The organism is Nocardia sp. NPDC055321, assembly GCF_053645575.1.
Window position 1 is genome coordinate 60,286 of the sequence record NZ_JBSHMS010000029.1, and the last position, 20,592, is coordinate 80,877.

At 69.3% G+C, this 20,592-nt stretch carries 19 protein-coding genes; 10 read left to right on the forward strand and 9 right to left on the reverse strand.

All coding sequences use genetic code 11. The features are described from left to right. Nucleotides 1-6: 6 nt before the first annotated feature. The 3 genes from ACWIGI_RS34220 to ACWIGI_RS34230 are packed head-to-tail and all read right to left on the reverse strand — an operon-like array spanning nt 7 to nt 3,256. On the reverse strand, nt 7-654 hold the full coding sequence (locus tag ACWIGI_RS34220) for a VOC family protein (RefSeq protein WP_454207422.1): 648 nt from the start codon (nt 652-654) through the stop codon (nt 7-9). After that, on the reverse strand, nt 654-2,681 hold the full coding sequence (locus tag ACWIGI_RS34225; protein WP_454207424.1) for an FAD-dependent oxidoreductase: 2,028 nt from the start codon (nt 2,679-2,681) through the stop codon (nt 654-656). Before ACWIGI_RS34225 ends, ACWIGI_RS34220 begins: the two co-directional genes overlap by 1 nt. Beyond that, nucleotides 2,678-3,256 (reverse strand): PadR family transcriptional regulator, encoded by a 579-nt coding sequence (locus ACWIGI_RS34230; protein ID WP_454207426.1) that lies wholly within the window; start codon nt 3,254-3,256, stop codon nt 2,678-2,680. Before ACWIGI_RS34230 ends, ACWIGI_RS34225 begins: the two co-directional genes overlap by 4 nt. 185 nt (nt 3,257-3,441) lie before the next feature. Between ACWIGI_RS34230 and ACWIGI_RS34235 the strand changes: the two genes are divergently transcribed. Further along, the gene (locus ACWIGI_RS34235) at nt 3,442-4,830 is read left to right on the forward strand and encodes an MFS transporter (protein WP_454207428.1); all 1,389 of its coding nucleotides are present in this window, start codon (nt 3,442-3,444) and stop codon (nt 4,828-4,830) included. 4 nt (nt 4,831-4,834) lie between these two features. Here the strand turns inward: ACWIGI_RS34235 and ACWIGI_RS34240 are convergent, their stop codons facing one another. Further along, nucleotides 4,835-5,455: a TetR family transcriptional regulator gene (locus tag ACWIGI_RS34240; RefSeq protein ID WP_454207490.1), complete on the reverse strand. Its 621-nt coding sequence runs from the start codon at nt 5,453-5,455 to the stop codon at nt 4,835-4,837. 208 nt (nt 5,456-5,663) lie between these two features. Between ACWIGI_RS34240 and ACWIGI_RS34245 the strand changes: the two genes are divergently transcribed. Genes ACWIGI_RS34245 through ACWIGI_RS34255 form a run of 3 tightly spaced genes read left to right on the forward strand, consistent with a single transcriptional unit; the run spans nt 5,664 to nt 8,276 of the window. Next, complete coding sequence (locus tag ACWIGI_RS34245; RefSeq protein WP_454207430.1) at nt 5,664-6,725, forward strand: ferredoxin reductase; 1,062 nt, start codon at nt 5,664-5,666, stop codon at nt 6,723-6,725. A 48-nt stretch (nt 6,726-6,773) separates the two neighbouring features. Next, the gene (locus ACWIGI_RS34250; protein WP_454207432.1) at nt 6,774-7,922 is read left to right on the forward strand and encodes a fatty acid desaturase family protein; all 1,149 of its coding nucleotides are present in this window, start codon (nt 6,774-6,776) and stop codon (nt 7,920-7,922) included. Further along, entirely contained in the window at nt 7,923-8,276 is a 354-nt protein-coding gene (locus tag ACWIGI_RS34255; RefSeq protein ID WP_454207433.1) for a hypothetical protein, read from the forward strand. It abuts the gene before it with no gap. A gap of 77 nt (nt 8,277-8,353) precedes the next feature. Here the strand turns inward: ACWIGI_RS34255 and ACWIGI_RS34260 are convergent, their stop codons facing one another. Further along, complete coding sequence (locus ACWIGI_RS34260; RefSeq protein WP_454207434.1) at nt 8,354-8,998, reverse strand: DUF4254 domain-containing protein; 645 nt, start codon at nt 8,996-8,998, stop codon at nt 8,354-8,356. 451 nt (nt 8,999-9,449) lie between these two features. Between ACWIGI_RS34260 and ACWIGI_RS34265 the strand changes: the two genes are divergently transcribed. Beyond that, entirely contained in the window at nt 9,450-9,770 is a 321-nt protein-coding gene (locus ACWIGI_RS34265) for a hypothetical protein (protein ID WP_454207436.1), read from the forward strand. A 320-nt stretch (nt 9,771-10,090) separates the two neighbouring features. Here ACWIGI_RS34265 and ACWIGI_RS34270 read toward each other — a convergent pair whose 3' ends face one another. From ACWIGI_RS34270 to ACWIGI_RS34280, 3 genes are read right to left on the reverse strand one after another with little or no spacing between them, the layout of a single operon-like run. Next, nucleotides 10,091-11,074, reverse strand: a complete 984-nt coding sequence (locus ACWIGI_RS34270) for an ABC transporter ATP-binding protein (protein ID WP_454207438.1) — start codon at nt 11,072-11,074, stop codon at nt 10,091-10,093. Further along, complete coding sequence (locus ACWIGI_RS34275) at nt 11,071-11,904, reverse strand: ABC transporter permease (RefSeq protein WP_454207441.1); 834 nt, start codon at nt 11,902-11,904, stop codon at nt 11,071-11,073. The genes ACWIGI_RS34270 and ACWIGI_RS34275 overlap by 4 nt, the downstream gene beginning before the upstream one ends. Continuing rightward, the gene (locus ACWIGI_RS34280; protein ID WP_454207443.1) at nt 11,897-12,700 is read right to left on the reverse strand and encodes an ABC transporter permease; all 804 of its coding nucleotides are present in this window, start codon (nt 12,698-12,700) and stop codon (nt 11,897-11,899) included. Before ACWIGI_RS34280 ends, ACWIGI_RS34275 begins: the two co-directional genes overlap by 8 nt. Before the next feature lie 249 nt (nt 12,701-12,949). Between ACWIGI_RS34280 and ectB the strand changes: the two genes are divergently transcribed. Beyond that, entirely contained in the window at nt 12,950-14,215 is a 1,266-nt protein-coding gene (gene ectB, locus ACWIGI_RS34285) for a diaminobutyrate--2-oxoglutarate transaminase (protein WP_454207444.1), read from the forward strand. Between the two features lie 164 nt (nt 14,216-14,379). Here the strand turns inward: ectB and ACWIGI_RS34290 are convergent, their stop codons facing one another. Then, the gene (locus ACWIGI_RS34290) at nt 14,380-16,488 is read right to left on the reverse strand and encodes a protein kinase domain-containing protein (RefSeq protein ID WP_454207446.1); all 2,109 of its coding nucleotides are present in this window, start codon (nt 16,486-16,488) and stop codon (nt 14,380-14,382) included. 159 nt (nt 16,489-16,647) lie between these two features. Between ACWIGI_RS34290 and ACWIGI_RS34295 the strand changes: the two genes are divergently transcribed. From ACWIGI_RS34295 to ACWIGI_RS34310, 4 genes are all read left to right on the forward strand, one after another. Further along, nucleotides 16,648-17,394, forward strand: a complete 747-nt coding sequence (locus ACWIGI_RS34295) for an HD domain-containing protein (protein WP_454207447.1) — start codon at nt 16,648-16,650, stop codon at nt 17,392-17,394. 65 nt (nt 17,395-17,459) lie between these two features. Then, complete coding sequence (locus tag ACWIGI_RS34300; RefSeq protein WP_454207449.1) at nt 17,460-18,368, forward strand: LysR family transcriptional regulator; 909 nt, start codon at nt 17,460-17,462, stop codon at nt 18,366-18,368. Nucleotides 18,369-18,609: 241 nt separating this feature from the next. Then, nucleotides 18,610-18,795 carry a hypothetical protein gene (locus ACWIGI_RS34305; RefSeq protein WP_454207450.1) on the forward strand — a complete coding sequence of 62 codons (186 nt, stop codon included), beginning with the start codon at nt 18,610-18,612 and terminating at the stop codon, nt 18,793-18,795. A gap of 151 nt (nt 18,796-18,946) precedes the next feature. Continuing rightward, nucleotides 18,947-20,590 carry a hypothetical protein gene (locus ACWIGI_RS34310; RefSeq protein WP_454207452.1) on the forward strand — a complete coding sequence of 548 codons (1,644 nt, stop codon included), beginning with the start codon at nt 18,947-18,949 and terminating at the stop codon, nt 20,588-20,590. The last annotated feature ends 2 nt before the right edge of the window (nt 20,591-20,592 follow it).

Sequence of the window (20,592 nt, forward strand, 5' to 3'; positions counted from 1 at the left end):
CGATGATCAGGGGCGGGGCTTGGGTTCCATGAAGGCGATGCCCCAGTTCACGTGCCCGCGCCAGACGCCGGCGATTCGGCCGCCCTGTACCGCGGGCTTCGGATCGCCGATGGGACCGCCGGTCGCGCGGACGGCGGCCACCGCCGCGTCCAGGTCGGGGGTCAGGAACGCGACGCCGACCAGGGCCGGGGGCAGGCCGGAGGCCACCGCCTCGATGAAGGGCTCGCCGACGCGGTAGAAGGCCATCTCGGGGCCTTCGGGGCCGCGCGGGAAGAATCGGCGGCGGGGTGGAATGCCCAGTACCGCCGAGAGATCGGCGACCGCCGCATCCATCTCCGGCGCCCAGTAGACGACGTGGTCGATGATGGTGACGCCGTTCGGGTGCACGATCGCTACGTCGGCGTCCCCGGCATGCTCGCGTGGTGAGACGCCGGGTTCGGGACGCAGCGTTTCGGCGGTGCTCGGCTCGGCAGCGCCGAGGTACGGCACGCCGAGAGTGTCCGGGGCGGCGTGGGTTTCGTCGAATCCCCAGGCGGCCTCGCCCAGGACGCAGGTGACCTGCCCGACCCGGAACGTGCCGTCGGTGATGGTGAAACCGAGTGCCGCCCAGGCCTGCTCGGATCCGGGCAGGCCCAGGCGGGTGAGGTTCGGCATTACAGCGCCGCGGCCAGGCGGGTGCCCTGGTTGATCGCGCGCTTGGCGTCGAGCTCCGAGGCCAGGTCGGCGCCGCCGATGAGGTGGAACTTCACCCCCGCCTCCTGGAGCGGGGCCTCCAGGTCGCGCACGGATTCCTGTCCGGCGCAAAGGATCACGTTGTCGCACTCGATCACGGTGGGGCGCTCGCGCTTCTCGCCGTAGCTGATGTGCAGGCCGCGGTCGTCGATGCGCTCGTAGTTCACGCCGCCGATCTGCTCCACGCCCTTGGCCTTGACCGCGGCCCGGTGCACCCAGCCGCTGGTCTTGCCCAGATCCTTGCCGAAGGACGAGGACTTGCGCTGCAGCAGCACCACCTCGCGGGCGGCGGGGGAGGGCCTGGGCGCGGTGAGGAAGCCGCGCGCGTCCGGATCCTCGGTCACGCCCCACTCCTCCTCCCACTCGTCCAGCTTCAGGCTGGGATGCCCTTCCACGGTGAGGAATTCGCTCACGTCGAAGCCGATGCCGCCCGCGCCGATGACCGCGACCTTCTTGCCGACCGGTTTGCCGTCGCGCACCAGTTCGGCGTAGGTGAGGACCTTGGGATGGTCCACGCCCGGGATGTTGGGAATGCGCGGCTTGACGCCGGTGGCGAGCACGATCTCGTCGTAACCGCCCGCGATGAGCCGCGCCGCGTCCACCCGCGTGTTCAGATGCACACTGACACCGGTGATCTCAAGCTGGCGCGTGAAGTAGCGGATGGTCTCGTTGAACTCTTCCTTGCCCGGGATGCGGCGCGCGATGTCGAACTGGCCGCCGATCTTGTCGTCGGATTCGAACAGATCGACCCGGTGCCCGCGCTGGGCCAGGCTCACCGCCGTGGACAGGCCGGCCGGCCCCGCGCCGACGACCGCGAACCTGCGGGTACGCCGGGTGGGCAGCAGCACCAGCTCGGTCTCGTGGCCCGCGCGCGGATTCAACAGGCAGGACACGGTTTTCATCTGGAACGCGTGATCGAGGCAGGCCTGGTTGCAGGCGATGCAGGTGTTGATCTCGTCGTCGCGCGCCTCCTGGGCCTTGCGCGCCCAGTCCGGATCGGCCAGCAGCGGCCGCGCCAGCGACACCAGGTCCGAGTCGCCGCGGGTGAGGATCTCCTCCGCGGTCTCGGGCATGTTGATCCGGTTCGAGGCGCACACCGGGATGCTCACCACGTCCTTGACCTTCGCGGTCCACTTCACGAACGCCCCGCGCGGCACCGAGGTCACGATGGTCGGGACTCGCGCCTCGTGCCAGCCGATGTCGGTGTTGATGATGGTCGCGCCGGCGGCCTCGACGTCCTTGGCCACGGCTTCGATCTCGTCCCAGGTCTGCCCGTTCTCGACGAAATCGGCCATGGACAAACGGAATACGATGATGAAGTCGGGCCCGACGGCCTTGCGTACCCGGCGCACGATCTCCCCGGCGATGCGCCGCCGGTTCTCCGAGCTGCCGCCCCACTTGTCCTTGCGCCGGTTGGTGCGCGGCGCGAGGAACTGGTTGATGAAATAGCCTTCGCCGCCCATGATCTCGACGCCGTCGTACCCGGCGAACTTGGCCAGGTGGGCGCAGCGCGCGTAGTCGTCGATGGTCTGCTCGACGCCCTTGGACGAGAGCGCGCGCGGCTTCAGCGGATTGATCGGCGCCTTGATGGCCGATGCCGAAACACTGCCGGGCATATAGGAATAGCGGCCGGCGTGCAGGATCTGCAGCGCGATCTTGCCGCCCTCGGCGTGCACCGCCTTGGTGATGGCGCGGTGGCGGTAGGCCTCGGTCTTGTTGGTCAGCTTCGCGCCGAAGGGCATCAGCCAGCCGGTGCGGTTGGGGGCGTAGCCGCCGGTGATGATGAGGCCGACACCGCCTTTGGCGCGTTCGGCGAAGTACGCCGCGAGCCGGTTGGTGTGCCAGGCCCGATCCTCGAGACCGGTGTGCATGGAACCCATGACCACGCGATTGCGCAGCGTCGTGAATCCCAGGTCCAGGGGTTCGAACAGATGCGGGTAAGCGCTCATCGCCGAGTGCCTTTCGGGTCGGACGCCTGCGACCGGGCTGAGTCGCGTTCGAGGGCGTCGAGTACTTCGTCACACCAGTCGACGAATCCCTGTTCGACGCGAATGCCGCCGCGCAGAACCAGGTACTGGTGCAGTTTTCGCCCGGAGAGCTGGTCCGGGTCGGGGTAATCGGTCTTCTCGAAGGTGCGGTAGATCTCGAGCCGCTGGGCGTGCTGGTCGCGATGGCGCCGCCATTCGGCGATCAGGGCCGGGGTGTCGGCCAGCGCGGCGGCGCGCAGTTTCACGCCGAGTTCGTTGCGCATCGGGCCGGTGTCGCTGGGCTCGGCGATCCAGCGGGTGAGTTCGGCACGGCCCGCGTCGCTGACGGTGTACACCTTCTTGTCGGGGCGGCCCTCCTGCGCCACGGCTTCGGCGCTCACCCAGCCCTGTTCTTCCATACGCTTGAGCACGCGGTAGATCTGCTGGTGGGTGGCGTTCCAGAAGAAGCCGATGGATTTGTCGAAGCGCCGCGCGAGGTCATAGCCCGAACTGGCGCGTTCGGTCAGCGATACCAGCAGCGCGTGTTCGAGGGCCATGCGACGAGGGTAACTGAGACGGTACGTACTATGCAATTTAGTGCATAGAGTCGGCGGCGCGTCGCGTGGTCCCCGGCGTGCCGGGCGCACGCGGTCCGGCGCCGGGTGCGCGCGACGGCGGCGCCGGGTGCGCGGACTGTGCGATTCGGCACGACGGGACGCGCGCGGTCGCCTAGTCTGCGCGCATGGCGGAAGCATCCGGACGGGCCGCGGGCGACGAGGCGGTCGGGCAGGCCACGGGACGCGGTCCGGTGATCGCCTGGGGACTCTGGGACTGGGGATCGTCGGCGTTCCAGGCCCTCGTGCTGACCTTCGTCTTCTCGGTGTACCTGACGGACAAGGTCGGCGAGAATCTGCCCGGCGGCGTCTCGGCCAGCGCCTGGCTGGGCTGGGCGCTGGGTGCGGGCGGGCTGCTGGTGGCGGTGACGGCCCCGGTCAGCGGGCAGTGGTTCGACGCCGCCGCGCGGCGCAAGTTCTCCCTCGGGGTGCTCACCGCGCTGACCGTGCTGCTCATGGCGCTGATGTTCTTCGTCCGCGACGACTACCACTACCTGTGGCTCGGGCTGGTGCTGCTGGCGCTGGGCACGGTGACCTTCGAACTGGCTGGCGTGCCCTACAACGCGATGCTGCGCCAGGTGTCGACCCCGGCGACGGTGGGCCGGATCTCCGGATTCGGCTGGGCCATGGGCTATTTCGGCGGCATCGTGCTGCTGCTCATCTGCTACGTCGGTTTCATCGCGGGTAAGGGCGACACTCGCGGCGTCCTCGGCGTCACGACCGAGGGCGGCCTCAACATCCGCCTGGTCGTGCTGCTGGCCGCCGTGTGGTTCGCGATCTTCGCGCTGCCGCTGTTCTTCCGGGTGCCCGAGGTGCCCCGCACCGATGCCGATCCGGGTGCGGCCGTGCGGGTTTCGGACGGCGCGCGGGGCTCGCGCGGCCCGCTGGGGTGGCTGCGCGCCATCGGCACGTCCTACCGGGTGCTGTGGCGCGATATCCGCGAGCTGTGGCACACCGATCGCCGCACGGTGTGGTTCCTCATCGCCAGCGCGATCTTCCGCGACGGCCTGGCCGGCGTGTTCACCTTCGGCGCGGTACTCGCGGTGCGCGTCTACGGTTTTCACGATTCGGACGTGCTGCTGTTCGGCATCGCCGCGAACGTGGTGGCCGCCATCGGCGCGCTGGCCACCGGGCGGTACGACGATCGCGTCGGCCCCAAACCGGTGATCGTGGTGTCGCTGGCCGCCATGATCGTGTGCGGACTGGTGCTGCTCGCGGTGTCGGGTCCGGTGCTGTTCTGGGTGTTCGGGCTGGCGCTGGCCGGATTCGTCGGTCCCGCACAGGCTTCCTCGCGATCGTTCCTCGCGCGTCTCGCGCCGCCCGGCCGGGAGGGTCAGCTGTTCGGGCTCTACACGACGACGGGCCGCGCCGTGTCGTTCCTGGCGCCCACCATGTTCGGGGTGTTCGTGTGGGTCACCGATTCCGAGCGCTTCGGCATCATCGGCCTGGTGCTGGTCCTGATCGCGGGCCTGATCGCGCTCCTGCCGGTGCGAGACGCGGACCTGAAGGGGCGATGACCCCCTAGGTCCGCCAGGACGCCATGCCCAGTGCGATCAGCCGGACCTGCAGTACGGCGCGCTCGGCGATGCGCGGCCGATCACGGGCCTCGGCCACCACGTAGTCCGCGATGCGATCCGCGACCGTGGAGACGATGAGGTCGGCGGCCAGTTCCAGGTCATCGGGGGACCAGGCGTCCAGGGCGCGCACCCGGGACAGGTCCACGACCAGTTCGCGCACGATGAGCTGCATCTCGACCGCGATGGCGCCGCGCAGGCTCGCCGAGCCGCCGTGCCGCTCCCGGATCAGGAATCCCCACAGGTCGCGCTTCTCGTCCACCTGCTGGAAGACGAAGCGGACCGGTGCGGACAGCCCGGCGTCGGGGTTGCGGCGGGTTTCACGCAGCGCCAGGCGCAGCTGGCGCACGCCCTCTTCCACGAGCGTGGTGCCCAGTTCCTCGAGCGAGGCGAAATGCCGGTAGAAGGCGGTCGGGACGATGCCGGCCGACCGGGCGATCTCGCGCAGGCTCAGCGCCGCGAAACCGCGTTCGGCCGCGAGTGCGAGGGTGCCCTCGAGTAGCGCGGAACGGGTGCGCTCCTTGCGCTCGACTCTGGTTGCTGCCTGCTCGCTCACGTCGATGAGCATACATTCGTTCACATTCGTCCCCTTGCTCAGATGTCGTGCGCGTCACATGAACTGCCGGTTGAACTGGACGGGCCCTACCCGGCAGACTAGATGAGTGTACAGATGTACACCGAAATTGAGAGAGTCTGGAACGGCTCCCGATCCGGTGCGCATCGAATGAATGCGAGGCATCACCGGCAAGCCCCCGATGATGCGACAGGAGGCCCGCATGGTTGGACTCATCGACCTCGTGCAGACATTGACCAGTCCGCACCCGCTGGACCGCTACCTGGAGCTGGTCCGCCCCACCCTCACGCTGCGCGACCTGCGCGCCGAGATCACGCACGTGCGACGGAGCGCGGTCGGCTCGGTGACGCTCACGCTGCGCCCCAATCGCAAGTGGTCCGGGCACGAGGCCGGGCAGTACGTGCAGATCGGCGTCGTCATCGACGGCATCCGCCACACCCGCTGCTACTCGCCGGTCAACGCGGCGAACCGCCGGGACCGCCACATCGAGCTCACCATCAAGGCGCACCCGCAGGGGCTGGTGTCGAACTACCTGCACGAGAACGCGATTCCCGGCATGGTCGTCGACCTCTCGCCGGCGATGGGCGTCTTCGCCCTGCCCGAGCAGCGGCCGGAGCGGCTGATCCTGCTCAGCGGCGGCAGCGGCATCACCCCGGCGCTGTCGATGCTGCGTACCCTGGCCAACGAGGGGTATGACGGCCGGGTGCTGTTCCTGCATTACAACCGTTCGCCCGAATGGGTGCCGCATCGCACCGAGCTCGAGGCGATCGCCATGCAGCACAACAACATCCAGGTCGAACTGCTGTACCCCGAACTGGGACAGGACCCCAATTTCGGGTACGACGAGCTCGAACGGCTCGCGCCCTGGTTCGCGACGGCGCAGACCTACCTGTGCGGCCCGCCCGGCCTCATGAAGGCGGTCCGCACCGTCTACGAGGCCGAACAGCTCACCGACCGACTGCATTCGGAGGAGTTCACGCTCACCGCCACACCGGCCGACCCGGCCGACGTCGAGGGCGAGACCACCTTCTCCGGCAGTGGCAAGACCACCGCCAACACCGGCGTCAGCCTGCTGGAGCAGGCCGAATCCGCCGGGCTCACACCGGAATACGGCTGCCGCATGGGGATCTGCTTCTCCTGCACCTCGATCAAGGTCAGCGGCTGCACGCGCAACCTGCGCACCGGCGAACTCGACTCGGATCCGGATCAGCCCATCCAGCTCTGCGTCAGCGCCGCGGTCGGCGACGTCGACATCGCCATCTGACACACGCTTCCAGACCCATTGCTATCTGCACCATCAAGGAGACAGATCATGGCAATCCTCACCGAAACCCCCGACGGTCCCCTCGTACTGAGCCCCGAGCAGGTCGAGGACATCGGCCGCGAGCTCGACGAGATCCGCGCCCGCGTCGTCGCCGACCTGGGCGAGCGCGACCGCGAATACATCTACTCGATCATCAAGGCGCAGCGCGGCTTCGAGATCGCCGGGCGCGGCCTGATGTACCTGGGCTTCCTGCCCCCGTTCTGGCTGGCCGGCGTGGCCTCGCTGTCGGTGTCGAAGATCCTGGACAACATGGAGATCGGCCACAACGTCATGCACGGCCAGTACGACTGGATGCGTGAACCCGGCCTGAACTCCCGCGTGTTCGAGTGGGACACCGTGTGCCCGGCCGATCAGTGGCGGCACTCGCACAACTACATGCACCACACGTACACCAACATCCACGGCATGGACCGGGACATCGGCTACGGCATCCTGCGCATCGACGAGCAGCAGAAGTGGAACCCGCTGTACCTGGGCAACCCGGTCTACGCGTTCCTGCTCATGCTCGCCTTCGAGTGGGGCGTCATGGGCCACGACCTCGAGGTCGAGAACATCGTCCAGGGCAAGCGCAAGTGGTCCGACATCAAGGCGCTGGTCAAGGGCCAGATGCGCAAGGCCGGACGCCAGGTGCTCAAGGACTACGTGGTCTTCCCGGCGCTGACCGGACCGCTGTTCCTGTCCACCCTGGCCGGTAACTTCACCGCCAACATCGTGCGCAACCTGTGGACGTTCTCCATCATCTTCTGCGGGCACTTCCCGTCCGGCGTACAGACGTTCACCCAGGAACAGACCGAGGACGAGACCCAGGGCGAGTGGTACGTGCGCCAGATGCTCGGCTCGGCCAATATCGACGGCGGCCGGCTGTTCCACATCATGAGCGGCAACCTCTCGCACCAGATCGAGCACCACCTGTTCCCGGATCTGCCGGCGAACCGCTACCCGGAGATCGCCCCGCAGGTGCGCGCACTGTGCGAGAAGCACGGTCTGCCGTACAACACGGGGTCGTTCAGTAAGCAGATCGGGTCGGTCTGGGCCAAGATCTTCAAGCTGGCGCTGCCGCCGGTGCTGGCTGGGAATTCGCAGCCCAGCGGTGTTATCGTGATGCGCCGGGGGCAGGCTAGCGAAGTGGGCGTGTAAATGATCGGGAAATTCGAAAGCAACAAGGATCTCATCCAGGAATTGACGTCGTCCGGGGCACGGCACGTCGGCAATATCGCATCGATCATCACCGGTACGGTCGCCGATGTGACCAAGGAGATCGGTGACTGGATCACCGACGCGATCGAGATGCGCGAGGCCGCCGCGGCGGCCGCCGCCGACGCCGCCGCCCAGCGCGAGACGGCCGCGGATCCGGCCTTCGACGACGTCGACCCGGCCTTCGACGAGGATCCGGCCGGTGACCCGCGGATCGCCGACGGCGCTGCGCCGCAGTCGAATTCGGCTTCGTCCGAGTTCATCGACGCCGAGGTCGTCGAACACCGCAATTCCTGACCGGACCGCCCGGGTGTGGTGCCCGGGCGCGTCCGACCCGAAAGTGGCTGGGGCGCGGGGAGATTGCCGGGCGGTCGTTACCAGACCGGCAATCTCCGCCGATGCTGCGCCACCTCGGTGATCAAGTCCTTGTAACCGTCGGCGAGTTCGGCGAGGCGATACCACTGCAGGTGCGCCTCGCTGTCCACGCCGTGCCGGGCGGCGTCGCCGTTGCGGCCCTCGCCCAGGTGCGGGCCGGTGCGTCGTCGCATCCGCCCGTCGGTGCTCTTCGAACGCGGCGCATCGGGCTCGGGAACTCCCAGAGCCTGTTGCGCCGCAACCCATTTCGAGGCCATGCGATCGATGACCGCGCCCAGGGTCTCGGTGTGCAGCGAGGCGCCGGAGCGGTGCGGGATGTTGGCCGCCACCCAGTCGTTGATGCGGGCCACCAGCAGCAGTCTGCGCTCGTCGATGGCTTCGATCTGCCGGATGTGTTCGGCGACCTGCCCGGCCGCGGTGTCCGAATCGTGTGCGGCGGTGTGGGCCCGGCGTCGGCGCTCGTGGCACAGCGCCAGCTCATGGGCGGTTTCCAAGACTTCGTGGTCGCGGCTGCGCGGATGCGGCGAGCCGTTGCGTGAAGCGGTGTCGGGTGAATCGGTGATGGGTTCCCGGAAGGCGCGCAGCAACAGTGATGGCGATGGGAGCTCGGCCCCGAACCCCGCTCCGGTGTAGTCGGTTGCCATGGTTTCCCACCCTCAGCGTTGTATGTGGATGCGCCAGGGCCGAGGGGGATTCGGGGAGGGGCTCCCCTCGGCTCCGGCGCAGACCCGTACCCCGGGATGCACAGCCCACCACAAACGGCACGGAAAAAAACCGGGAATTTCGCGACGATGCGATGGGAAGACTGTCCGGAAAATACGGGACATATTCAGGAAAGCGCGATAGTCGGACGGGCGCAACCATCCGGCGCTAGATCGTCGAAGCTGCCGGAGAATCGTTATACAGCATTACAACTCGGTCACGTGGGCGCTGCGTTTGGTGGCGGATCGACACCTGTGGGCCGCTGTCGTTCGCAGGTCGTGGTCGGCTCGTCCACCGAGACCGCCGGCCGAGGCGTTTACCGAAGCGCATGAACAGCTACTACTCCGGCGCGCCGGACGCGCCGCGCCGCCTACTCGATTAGCCTGGGTATTCGTGCCCGCCTATGCGTCGTCACCCGAATTGCGGTTCGGTTTCATGTTCGCGCTGGAAGACCCGGAGCGAATCGCCGAAGTCGTGCGCACCCTCATCGTGCGCCGGCGGGTGTCGGTTTTCCGCCTGGCCCACCTCTCGGACGACAACGGCCCGCCCGAGCGGTATGTCGTCAACTGGGCTGCGGTGCCCCAGATTTCGGTCACCACCGCGGTGCCGGACCCCGAGGCGTTGCGCGCCAGCGGAACGATGCTGGTCAACGCTTTTCTGGGCGAGGACGGCGAAGTCAGCCTCTACGCGGCCGAACCCAACGCCCCGCAGTAGTGTGGCGGGGGACACAGCCCAATTCAGCAATCTCTCAGCTACCGGCCAGGGACCTGTAAGGGTCGATCGGCAGGGTAGGTCACGTCGCCGGTTGGAAAGCCCGGCAGGCGATGTAACCAACAGAGAGGTTGAACAATGATCCCGGTCATCATCGACACTGGCTCCGCTGCCCTCAACGGCCTGTTCAGCACCGGCTCGGCCGCGCTGAGTGGAATCCTGAACACCCTCTTCACCGGTTCTTTCGGCTAAATCCTAATCCCGCGAAGGGTTTTCGGGTACACGCCCCGGATGCTATCGGCATCCGGGGCGTTTTCGCGCGCTCACCGCAGCGCCCGGGGCGCGGCCTCGTAGATGCGCCGCACCACGTCCTCGATGTCCGGCTCCTCGATCGACAGGTCCCGTACCTCCGCGCGCGCCGAGACCGCGGCGAGCAGCTGTGCGGCCGTGGTGTTCTCGGTGTCGAAGGCCAGTCGCTGGCGCATGCCGTCGCCCACGCTGTCCAGGAGTTTCGCGCCGGGCAGGTCGGTGAGATCGGCCGTGGGCTCGGCCAGGTCGACGGTCAGCACCCGGCGGGCGCCGACCGTAGCGGCCAGTCCGGTCAGCGAACCGTCGTAGACCAGGCTGCCGTGATCGACCACCAGCACCCGTTCGCACAGTCGCTCGATATCGCCCATGTCGTGGGTGGTCAGCAGCAGGGTGGTGCCGCGCCGGGTGCGCTCGTGCCGCAGGAATTCCCGTAATCGCTGCTTGGACAGCACATCCAGGCCGATGGTCGGCTCGTCCAGGATCACCAGTTCGGGGGAGTGCAGCAGCGCCGCCGCCACCTCCGCGCGCATGCGCTGGCCGAGGGAGAGCTGACGCACCGGCGTGTCCAGGGTGCCGCCCATCTCCAACTGCTCGACGAGTTCCTCGGTGCGCGCGGCGGCCGCGCGCGGCGCGAGCCGGTGGATGGCCGCCAGGATCGAGAACGATTCGCGCAGCGGCAGATCCCACCACAGCTGGGAGCGCTGCCCGAACACCACCCCGATCCGGCTCGCCAGCTCGCGCCGCCGGCGCACCGGATCCAGTCCGCAGGTGCGCAGCCGGCCCGCGGTCGGCACCAGGATGCCGGTGAGCATCTTGATGGTCGTGGACTTGCCCGCACCGTTCGCGCCGATGTAGCCGACGGCCGCGCCGCGCTCCACGCTGAAGGTCATATCGTCCACGGCGGTGAGCACCTCGCGGGTGCGCCGCAGTCCGCGATCCTTGCGACGCAGTACGAAAGTCCGGGTCAGACCGTTGGTTTCGATGATCGCGTCGGTCATCCCCCACCTCCCTGATAGTGCCGTGTACCCAGCCGCCACGCGGTCAGCGCCAGGATCCACACCCAGAGTGCCGCCACCGGCGAGCACCACGCCAGCCACCCGGGCAGCAGTGCGGGCCCGGGTATGCCGAGCAGCGCGATGGCGGGCAGGTAGGAGGTGAAGGCGACCGGGATGAGAAATCCGAAAACGAGTTTCATCGGTGTCGGGAACACCGACGTCGGTTGCATCGAGGCGTACGAGCCGCCGTAGGTGAACGCGCCGGTGAGCTCGGCGCCGTCGATGAGATAGAACTGCACCCCCGCCGCGCAGACGAACAGCCCGGCGAAGATGGCCACACCCGAGACGAGCGTGATCGCGAACAGCGCCAGATGCGCCGCGCTCCAGTCGATGTCGTTGCGGGCGATGCCGACGCCGAGCACGGTCGCCGCCACCGCGATGCGGGCTATGCGGCGCAGCGCGATATCGCTGGTCACCAGTTGCAGCAGCAGCGGCTGCGGGCGCAGGTAGAACGCGTCCAGGGTGCCCATGCGGATGTAGGTGGGCAGGGTGTCGGCGTGCCCGACGATCATGTCCGCCAGCGCGAAGGCGGTATTGCTGAGACCGAACAGCAGCAGCATGGCGTTCAGGTCCAGGCCGCCGAGCTGCGGCACGTTCGCGAAGATGACCCACATCTCCGCGAATTCGAGCAGCCCGATCAGGAAGGCCGCGGCGATGTCGGTCGCGAAGGACAGGGGATAGGCCCGCTGCGCGCGAATACGCGAGCCCCAGACGGCGCGATAGGGCGCGAACCGGGAGGGCCTGGCCTCGCCCGCGTCGACGGTCTCAGCCACCCTGCACCTCCAGTTTGCGGCGGCCCGCGCGCAGCAGCGCCTGTCCGACGGCGATGAGGGTTGCCAGCCAGAACAGTTGCACGGCAACGATGTACAGCGCGCCGACGCCCGCGGTGCGGCCGGACAGGACGTCGATGGGCAACTGCAGCATGGACGGGAACGGGGTGGCGTAGGCGATGGCCTGCAACCAGCCGGGGAACAGGTGCACCGGTGCGAAGAGCCCGGCCAGGAAGGTTCCGCAGATCATGTGCAGGGCCCGCAGGCCGCGCGTCTCCACCAGCCAGAAGCCGCCGAGACACACCGCGAACATGGACAGGAACGAGATGGCGACGGCCAGCAGCAGGCTGATCGCGCCCAGGAGGTAGGGCCCGGCGGTGTCGGGCATGGCCAGGCCGAAGGTGAGCGCGCCGATCGCGACGCTGGGCAGCGCGCGCGGAATGAGCGTGCACAGCGCGCGGCCGAGATACTCCGCGAGATGGGCGAATTGGATGTCGATGGGTCGCAGGAAGTCGATCGCGACGTCGCCGCTGCGGATGCGTTCGACGATGTCGGGCAGGGTCCAGAACGCGATGGCGCCGAGCAGGCCCTGCGACAGCCAGGTGTAGGCGCCGATGGTGCCGTGGTCGTAGCCGCCGAAGTCGCTGTTGGCCGCGACCGCGGCGGTGAGCACCGCGGCGCGGACGAAACCGAACACGACATTGGTGACCAGTCCGGCGAACATGGCGAGCCGGTAGTACGACTGCCTGCGGAAACCGGCTTTCACCAGCCGCCAGTAGACCCCCACCTCTGCACGCACAAGAGGTTGACACTACAAGTGAACGGGGATGCGCGCCAGAAGAATCCGGCCATCTGTCCGAAAAATGTGGAATAAGGGTGTTCACCGGAGGTTCGCGGCGTTATGCTCGCCGCGTCTCGCGCGAGACCTGCGTCACTCGTTCCGGGTTCGCCGAGGCCGTCATCGGATTCGCCGAAAACCATCGCACTCCGCGCCCGTCAGTGATAGAAACAATCTCGTTTCACTTTGCTGCGACGCTAGGACCCACCGATGACCATTGCCGAGACGACCGTTTTCGAGACGCTCGAATCCAATGTGCGCGGCTATTGCCGGTCCTGGCCGACGGTGTTCGACACCGCGCGCGGCAGCTGGATCACCGACGAGAGCGGCCGGGAGTACCTCGACTTCTTCGCCGGCGCGGGCGCGCTCAACTACGGGCACAACAATCCCGTGCTCAAGGCCGCGCTCATCGAGTACCTCATGCGCGACGGGGTCACCCACAGCCTGGACATGGCCACCTCGGCCAAACGCCGTCTGCTGGAGACGATCCGCGACGTGGTGCTCGCCCCGCGCGGCCTCGACTACAAGGTGCAGTTCCCCGGCCCGACGGGCGCGAACGCCGTGGAGGCCTCGCTCAAGCTGGCCCGCAAGATCACCGGCCGCACCACCGTCCTGAACTTCACCAACGCCTTCCACGGCATGACCCTGGGCGCGCTGTCGGTCACCGGCAACGCCGCCAAGCGGGCAGCCGCGGGCGTCCCGCTGGTGCACGCCACCCCCATGCCCTACGACGGCTATCACGCGGCGGGCGACGATCTTTCGTGGATGCGCAAGGTCCTGGACGACACCTCCTCGGGCGTGGACAAGCCGGCCGCGGTGATCGTGGAGACCATCCAGGCCGAGGGCGGGGTGAACGTGGCCCGCGCCGCCTGGCTGCGGCACCTGGCCGAACTGTGCTCCGCGCGCGGCATTCTGCTCATCGTCGACGACGTACAGATGGGTTGCGGCCGTACCGGTCCCTTCTTCTCCTTCGAAGAGGCGGGCATCACCCCCGACATCGTCGCGCTGTCCAAGTCCATCGGCGGCTACGGTCTGCCGATGGCGCTGGTCCTCATGCGCTCGGACCTGGATGTCTGGGCGCCCGGCGAGCACAACGGCACCTTCCGCGGGAACAACGCGGCCTTCGTCACCGGCGAGGTCGCCCTGCGGCACTACTGGTCCGACAACGCGCTCGAGACCGCGACCCTGGCCAAGGGCGAACTGATCCGCCGGCACCTGAGCGAGGTGGCCGCGGAGTTCCCGGGCATCTCGACCCGGGGCCGCGGACTGGTGCACGGCCTGGTCTTCGAGAACGACGCCTCCGAGGCCGCCAAGGTCAGCCGGATCGCGTTCGAACTCGGCCTGCTCGTCGAAACCTCCGGTCCCTGTGAGGAAGTGGTGAAGCTGCTGCCGCCGCTGACCACCACCGAGCAGGAGATCACCCACGGCCTCGGCCTGCTCAGCCAGGCCGTGGAGATCGTGCGCGGCGCGCACTAGCGCCCGGTACGCCGAGCGCGTCCGCGCTCACCCCGACCGTGCCCGTACGGGCACCACGAACGTCGGCGCCGCCCACACCGGTGCCGACCGGTGCCGGGCTCCCAGCTGCGGAGGGAGCCCGGCATCACCTCTGTTCCGGCACAGGCTGTTTCGGCGGTGTCGTCTCAGTCGAAATTGCGCAGGAACCAGGACTGCAGCTCGGCGTCGGTCTTGGGCCCGTTCTCCGGATCGTCCGCGGCCTGCGCGCAGATCACGTAGATCAGCCGGGCGGATGTGTGCGCGGCCAGCAGGCAGGATTTCGCGGGGCTGTAGCTCGCGTCGGTGTAGCAGAGAAAGCGGCCGACCTCGGCGCCGTCGCGGCGCCACTCCGCGTCCTGGGACGTGCCGCCGCCGCACGCGCGGCCCGGGAACTGGGCCAGGTCGGCCTGATAGATGGCCGAGGTGGTGCGCTCGTCGGGCAACCCGAGGATCTGCACGAACGGACTCCCCACCCGGCCCGAGCAGACCAGTACCGCCGTCGCCGGGCCGACCGGCGGGTCCGAGTGCACGCAATTGGCCCGGGTGTAGGCCTTTTCCACGCGGGTGAGCAGATCGCGGTCCGCGTCGGTGAAGAAGTCGGGATCGAGACCGTACTCCGGCGCCACGAACTGGCCGTGATGGTTCTTGGCGACGTAGTCGCGCAGCGGGGACTCGCCCGGTGTCGCCCAGCTGAAAACCGCCAGGGCCAAGGCGGATTCGTTGGTCACCGCGAGGCTGGGCTGCGGCGCGTCGGGGGAGACGGTGCGATCGGCGAAGCAGGTCTGCCTGCCCGCGGCCTTGCCGTCGATGCCGAGTGAGACCCCGTCCTTGCCCGCCGGATCGTGCGGGCAGTTCGTGCCGCGGAAGGTGCCCAGGAAGATCTGGCTGTAGTAGTCGCGCAGATGCTCGACCGTGCGGAAGCGCCAGAACTGGGCGGTGGGCGCGGACGCGGCGGGGTTGGCCGCGCAGAACACCACGGCGGTCGTGGTGTTGTCGGTGTTCACGTGCAGGCAGTTCACCCGCTTGTACCCCGCCCCCGCCGCTATCGAGAGCAGTTCCACGTCGGGACCGTTCAGCGCGGTGTCGTCGGGTCGCGGCGTCCCCGCGAGGCCGGGCCGGGTCACCGCCCAGCCCGCGAACCCGATCGACGCGGCGACCAGGACGACCACGCCGAGCAGGGTGAGAACGCGGCGGATCCGGCCGGTGTCACGGGATTCGCGGGCGTCCGGGGCGGTGCTCGCGGCCGAGTCGCGCGGCACCGGGCCGGTGGCGGGACCCGACGCGGTCGGGGACGGCGGCCGCGTCGAGTGCCGATCCGAACGGACCGTGCGGGAATCGGGCTGTGCCGCAGCGGTATCCGCGGGGGCGTACGGCGCCGCGGCGCGGGTGTACGGTCGTGCACCGGCGGATTCCGGCGGGGCCGTGAGCGCCGCGCGGGCCGCGACCGCGAGCTCGCCCGCGGTGCGGAAGCGGTCGGCGGGATTCTTCGCCAGGCCGCGGGCCACCACGGCGTCCAGGGCCGCGGGGATGCCCGGGCACAGGGCGGAGGCTTTCGGGGGCCGGTCGAACAGGTGGGCCCGCATCAGCTGGACATTGGTATCGCCGGTGAAAGGCCGCGCGCCGGTGAGACATTCGAACAGCACGCAGGCCACGGCGTAGATGTCGGCGGCGGGGGTGAAGTCGCGGTCGGTGAAGCGCTCGGGGGCCATGTAGCGGAACGAGCCGACCGCCGCGCCGTCGGTGGTGAGCGAGTCGTCGGTGGCCGACTGCGCGATGCCGAAGTCCACCAGGTACGCGAAGCCGTCGCGGGTGAGAAGGATGTTGTCCGGCTTCACATCCCGGTGCAGCAGGCCGTCGGCGTGCGCGGCGTCCAGCGCCGCCGCCAGCTGCTCGACGATGCCGACCGCGCGCTCGGGCGAACCCGGCCCGGCCCGGTCGAGCAGCGCGCGCAGATCCTCGCCGTCGACCAGGCGCATGTCGATGAACAGCCTGCCCTCGATCTCGCCGTAGTCGTGGATGGGAATCACGTGGGCTTCGCGCAGGCGGGCCGCCGCGTGCGATTCGCGCTGAAAACGCTGCCGGTACACCGGATCGTGGGCGAGCCGCTCGGGCAGCACCTTGATGGCCACCGTGCGGTCCTTGACCGTGTCGTACGCCTGATAGACCTCGCCCATGCCGCCGCGCCCGATGAGCCGGTCCAGCCGATAGGGGCCGAATCGCGTGCCCACCGCGATGGTTCGGTGCTCACCGGTCATCTCGCGTCCTGCTTTCCGCTCGCCCGAAGTCGGTCAGGGAACGGTGCGCACGTCACATCCGCCAACGGCCCCGTCGTCGAGTTATCGAGCGCGCGCACGCGGGTGATAACGCCACGCCGCCGACACCGCCCGTTCACGAACATCCCGGACAGTGGGGCGATGAGCGGCGAACGGGGCACAGCGGTGGTGGGCGGCACGTCCGGAGCGGCGGCGGACACCGACGGCCGGGGGATCCCCGGCGCGGCGATGGATGCTGACGTAACGGGTGTCGCCGCGGCGGATCGCGGGGTCGTCACCGCCGGACCCGAAGCCGACGCGGTTCATGCCGGGGCAGATGGGGTTCACCCCGGGGTCGTCCGCGCGATCGCGACCGTGGACGAACTCTGGGCGCTGCTGGCGGACTGCGCCGACGCGTGGGACATGCCCGACCGCAGCGGGGATCCGGTCGACATCCTTGACCACGACCGGCAGTGCGCGGAGCTGCTGCGCGCGAGCTTTCCCGCCGACGCCGAACTCCAGGTCGCGGGGCTCGTGCACGACATCGGGCACGTGCTGGTGCCCGGCGACGACGAAGGGCACGGGCGGCACGGCGCGGACGCGGTGCGCGGGCTCCTCGGCGACCGGGTGGCGCGGCTGGTCGAGCTGCACGTCACGGCCAAGCGCTACCTGGCCGCCGCCGACCCCGTCCATGCCGCCGCGCTCTCGGCCTCGAGCCTGCGGACCCTGGTGGCGCAGGGCGGGCCCATGACCGCCGCGGAACGGCTCGTCTTCGAATCCGACCCGGACTTCGACGCCGCCCTGGCCCTGCGCCGCGCCGACGACGCGGGCAAGGTCGTCGGCCTGACGGTGCGGCCGCTCGGGGCGTGGCGCGAGCTCGTCGAGCGGGTGGCCGCCGCGGCGGCGTAGCGGCTCGGACCGGGACACACCTCACCGCCGCGAGGCGCGCGCGGTGAGAGGCATAGGATCGATCTATGCCACTGTCGCCGCGCGTCCCGGATCTGGCCGCGCTCGAGCTGCTGCTCTCGGTGATCGAACAGGGCAGTCTCGGCCGCGCGGCCAAGGCGCACGGGATCAGTCAGCCGTCGGCGAGTTCCCGCATCCGCTACCTGGAACAGCTGGTGGGCGTCCCGGTGCTGGAGCGCACCACCCTCGGATCCCGGCCGACGGCCGCGGGCGCGCTGATCGCGGAATGGGCGCGCGATGTGGTGGACGCCGCCGCGCGCCTGGACGCCGGCATCGACACCCTGCGCGGGCAGCGGGATTCGCGCCTGCGGGTGGCGGCCAGCGCGACCATCGCGGAATACCTCTTCCCCAAATGGCTCGTGGCCCTGCGCACCCGCGCGCCCGACACCTCGATCGCGCTGGTCTCGGGTAACTCCGCCGATGTCGGCCGGGCGGTGCTCGAGGGGCGCGCCGAGATCGGATTCGTGGAAAGTCCGCAGGTGCCGGGTGATCTGGAGAGTCACACGGTGGCGCGCGATCGCCTGGTGGTGGTGGTCGCGCCGGGCCACGCGCTGGCGCGGCACCGCGCGGTCGGCGCGGCGGAACTGGCGCGCACCCCGCTCATCTATCGCGAGCCCGGATCGGGCACCCGAATCTCGTTCGAACGAGCCATGACCCGGGCGATCGGGGAATGGAGTCCGGCGGTGGTGCTCGAGCTGTCCTCCACCACCGCGATCAAGACCGCGGTCGCCGAGGGCGTGGCCCCGGCGGTGCTCAGTTCCCTGGCGGTGGCCGGCGAATTGGCCGAGGGCACCCTGGTCTCGCCCGAGGTGACGGGTCTGGATCTGGAGCGCACGCTGCGCGCGGTCTGGCCGCGCGGGCAGCGGCCGGCGGGCCCGGCCCGCGATCTCTACGCGATCGCCCGCCGCCCGGCGTAATCGCCACGGCCCAGCGTACTTCCAGCGCACCCTTCCCACCCGTCTCATCCGTCACCCGTTCGCTCGCCTACCGTTTCCTCGCAGGGTTCGCAGCGTGAAGGCTCAAGTGCGCCAACAGGTCCCGCCGCCGCGACCTAGGGGTTATGGTCACGGAATGGTGCGAACCGCCGTCGCCGCAGACTCGGACGAGCCAGACCGTCCCTCACCTGCCCCGCGACCACGTCTGGAGGTGGTGACCGGCGTGCCCGAGCCGGAAACCCCTCAGCTACCCCCGCTCGGCCCGAATGTGCTGGCAGCGGCCGATATCGAACGGCTATCGGCGGGCGCTCGGCACCGGATAGCCGCCTTCGTGCATCTGCAGCTCGCGGACCTGGAGGAAATGCCGGATCCGCTGCCGCCACGGCAGCCGGAGACCGATAGCCCGTAGTCCTTCGATACGGGGTACTTGCGAAGTTTGTGCAGACCGCCGCGTTTCGACGACGATTCCTGGGACATTGCCGGATAGCCGATCCCGCGGGCGAGCTGGCAGGGTGGGTGACATCACGTCCGGTCACCGTCTGCATCGCGGAGCAACGCATATGAGTATTTCGGCGGGCAGCGGTGTCATCCGCGTCTCGGCACTGGTCTGCGCCCTGCTGGCCTGCGGCGCGCACTCGGCGGCGGGCGTTCGGGCCGAACCGGATTCGACCACCTGGTACGTGAGCGCGGCGGCCCCGGCCGGCGGCGCCGGAACCCGGGACGCGCCCTTCGGATCGCTCGCCGCCGCCGCGACGGCCTCGCGGGCCGGAGACACCATCGTGGTGCGCGCGGTCGCGCCCGATATCGCGCCGTTGGACGGTGGCATCGCACTCAAACCCGGGCAGCGGCTGATCGGCGAGGGCCCGCCGGTCGTCGGAGCGCCCGCGGGCTCGGCCCTGCCGCGCATCACCAACACCACCGGGGAGAACGACGGCGACGCCGTCCGGCTGGCCGAGCGCACCGAGGTCGGCAACCTCGTGATCGCCGGGGCGCGGCGCGGCGGGATCTACGGGAACGACGCTGTCGACACCGTGATCACCGGAAACGATGTCTCCCAGACCAATCGGGGCTGTGCCGACGGATTCATGATCGGCCCGTTCACCCTGCCGCCCGGTCTGCCGCTCGGCGTGGCCGTGCCGCCGCTGCCGGACTTCATCACGCTCAACAACGGCTGGGCCGCGATCATGACCGACTTCACCGCGGGCGCCGGTTTCACGCGTATCGCGGGAAACAGCGTGCACGACACCGCCTGTGGTGACGGCATCGACATTCGCGCGCACGGCACCAGCCGGGTGCACGCCGAGGTCACCGGAAACGATCTGCGCGCCATCAACCTCGGGCTGCTCAAACTCTCGGTGCTCGCGCTGGGGGTGCAGGCCGGGGATTCGGCGCAGCTCACCGCGGCCTTGAACGGCAACGCGCAGACCCGGATCGCGTCACCGGCCGACACCCCGCTCAACCGGATCGCCGACAGCGAGGGCGTCTTCCTCAACGCCGCGGGCCGGGCGCGCATGGATATCACCATCGACGACAATCATTTCCGCGACGGCTACGGGAACTTCTCCGCCAACGGCCTCGAATACGTCAGCACCAATGGCGCCCCCGTGAGCCGGGTGCGGGTGCGGAACAGCAGTTTCGAGAATGTCACCGGCGACATCATCGAGAATTACAACCTCAGCACCGAGGGCGCACAGCAGTCGCTCACCCTGGAGAACGTGCGCGCGCACCATTCGGAGTTCCCGGCGGCCATTCTCAATCCGCTGGTCCCGGCCAATCTCGGAACCTGTCTGGTGACAACGAATTTCGGACGGGACGCGCGCACCGAGCTGACGGTGTCCGATTCCAGTTTCGGCGGATGCAGCGCCGACGGCATCGGGGTCATCGCCTATACGCCCGCAGGCGGCGCACCGGCCACCGGCGCGCTCACCTTCGACATTCGCGACACCGCGATCGAGGGCGTCGCCGCGAACGGCATCAACATCGTCAACGTCGGCGACACCGCGGTCCTGCGCGGCGCCGTCGCCCGCACCACCGTGGCCGGGGCGGCCGGGAGCCTCCTCCGGATCGACAACGGCGGGGGCGTCATCGGCAGCGCCGCACTGGAATTCGGTGCGGGCGCGCTGGACGGCAGCCCCCGGGCGTGCCTGGCCGACCCGCATCCCCGGGTGCTGGTCACGGGGATCGCGGCGACCTGCGTGCCGTGAGC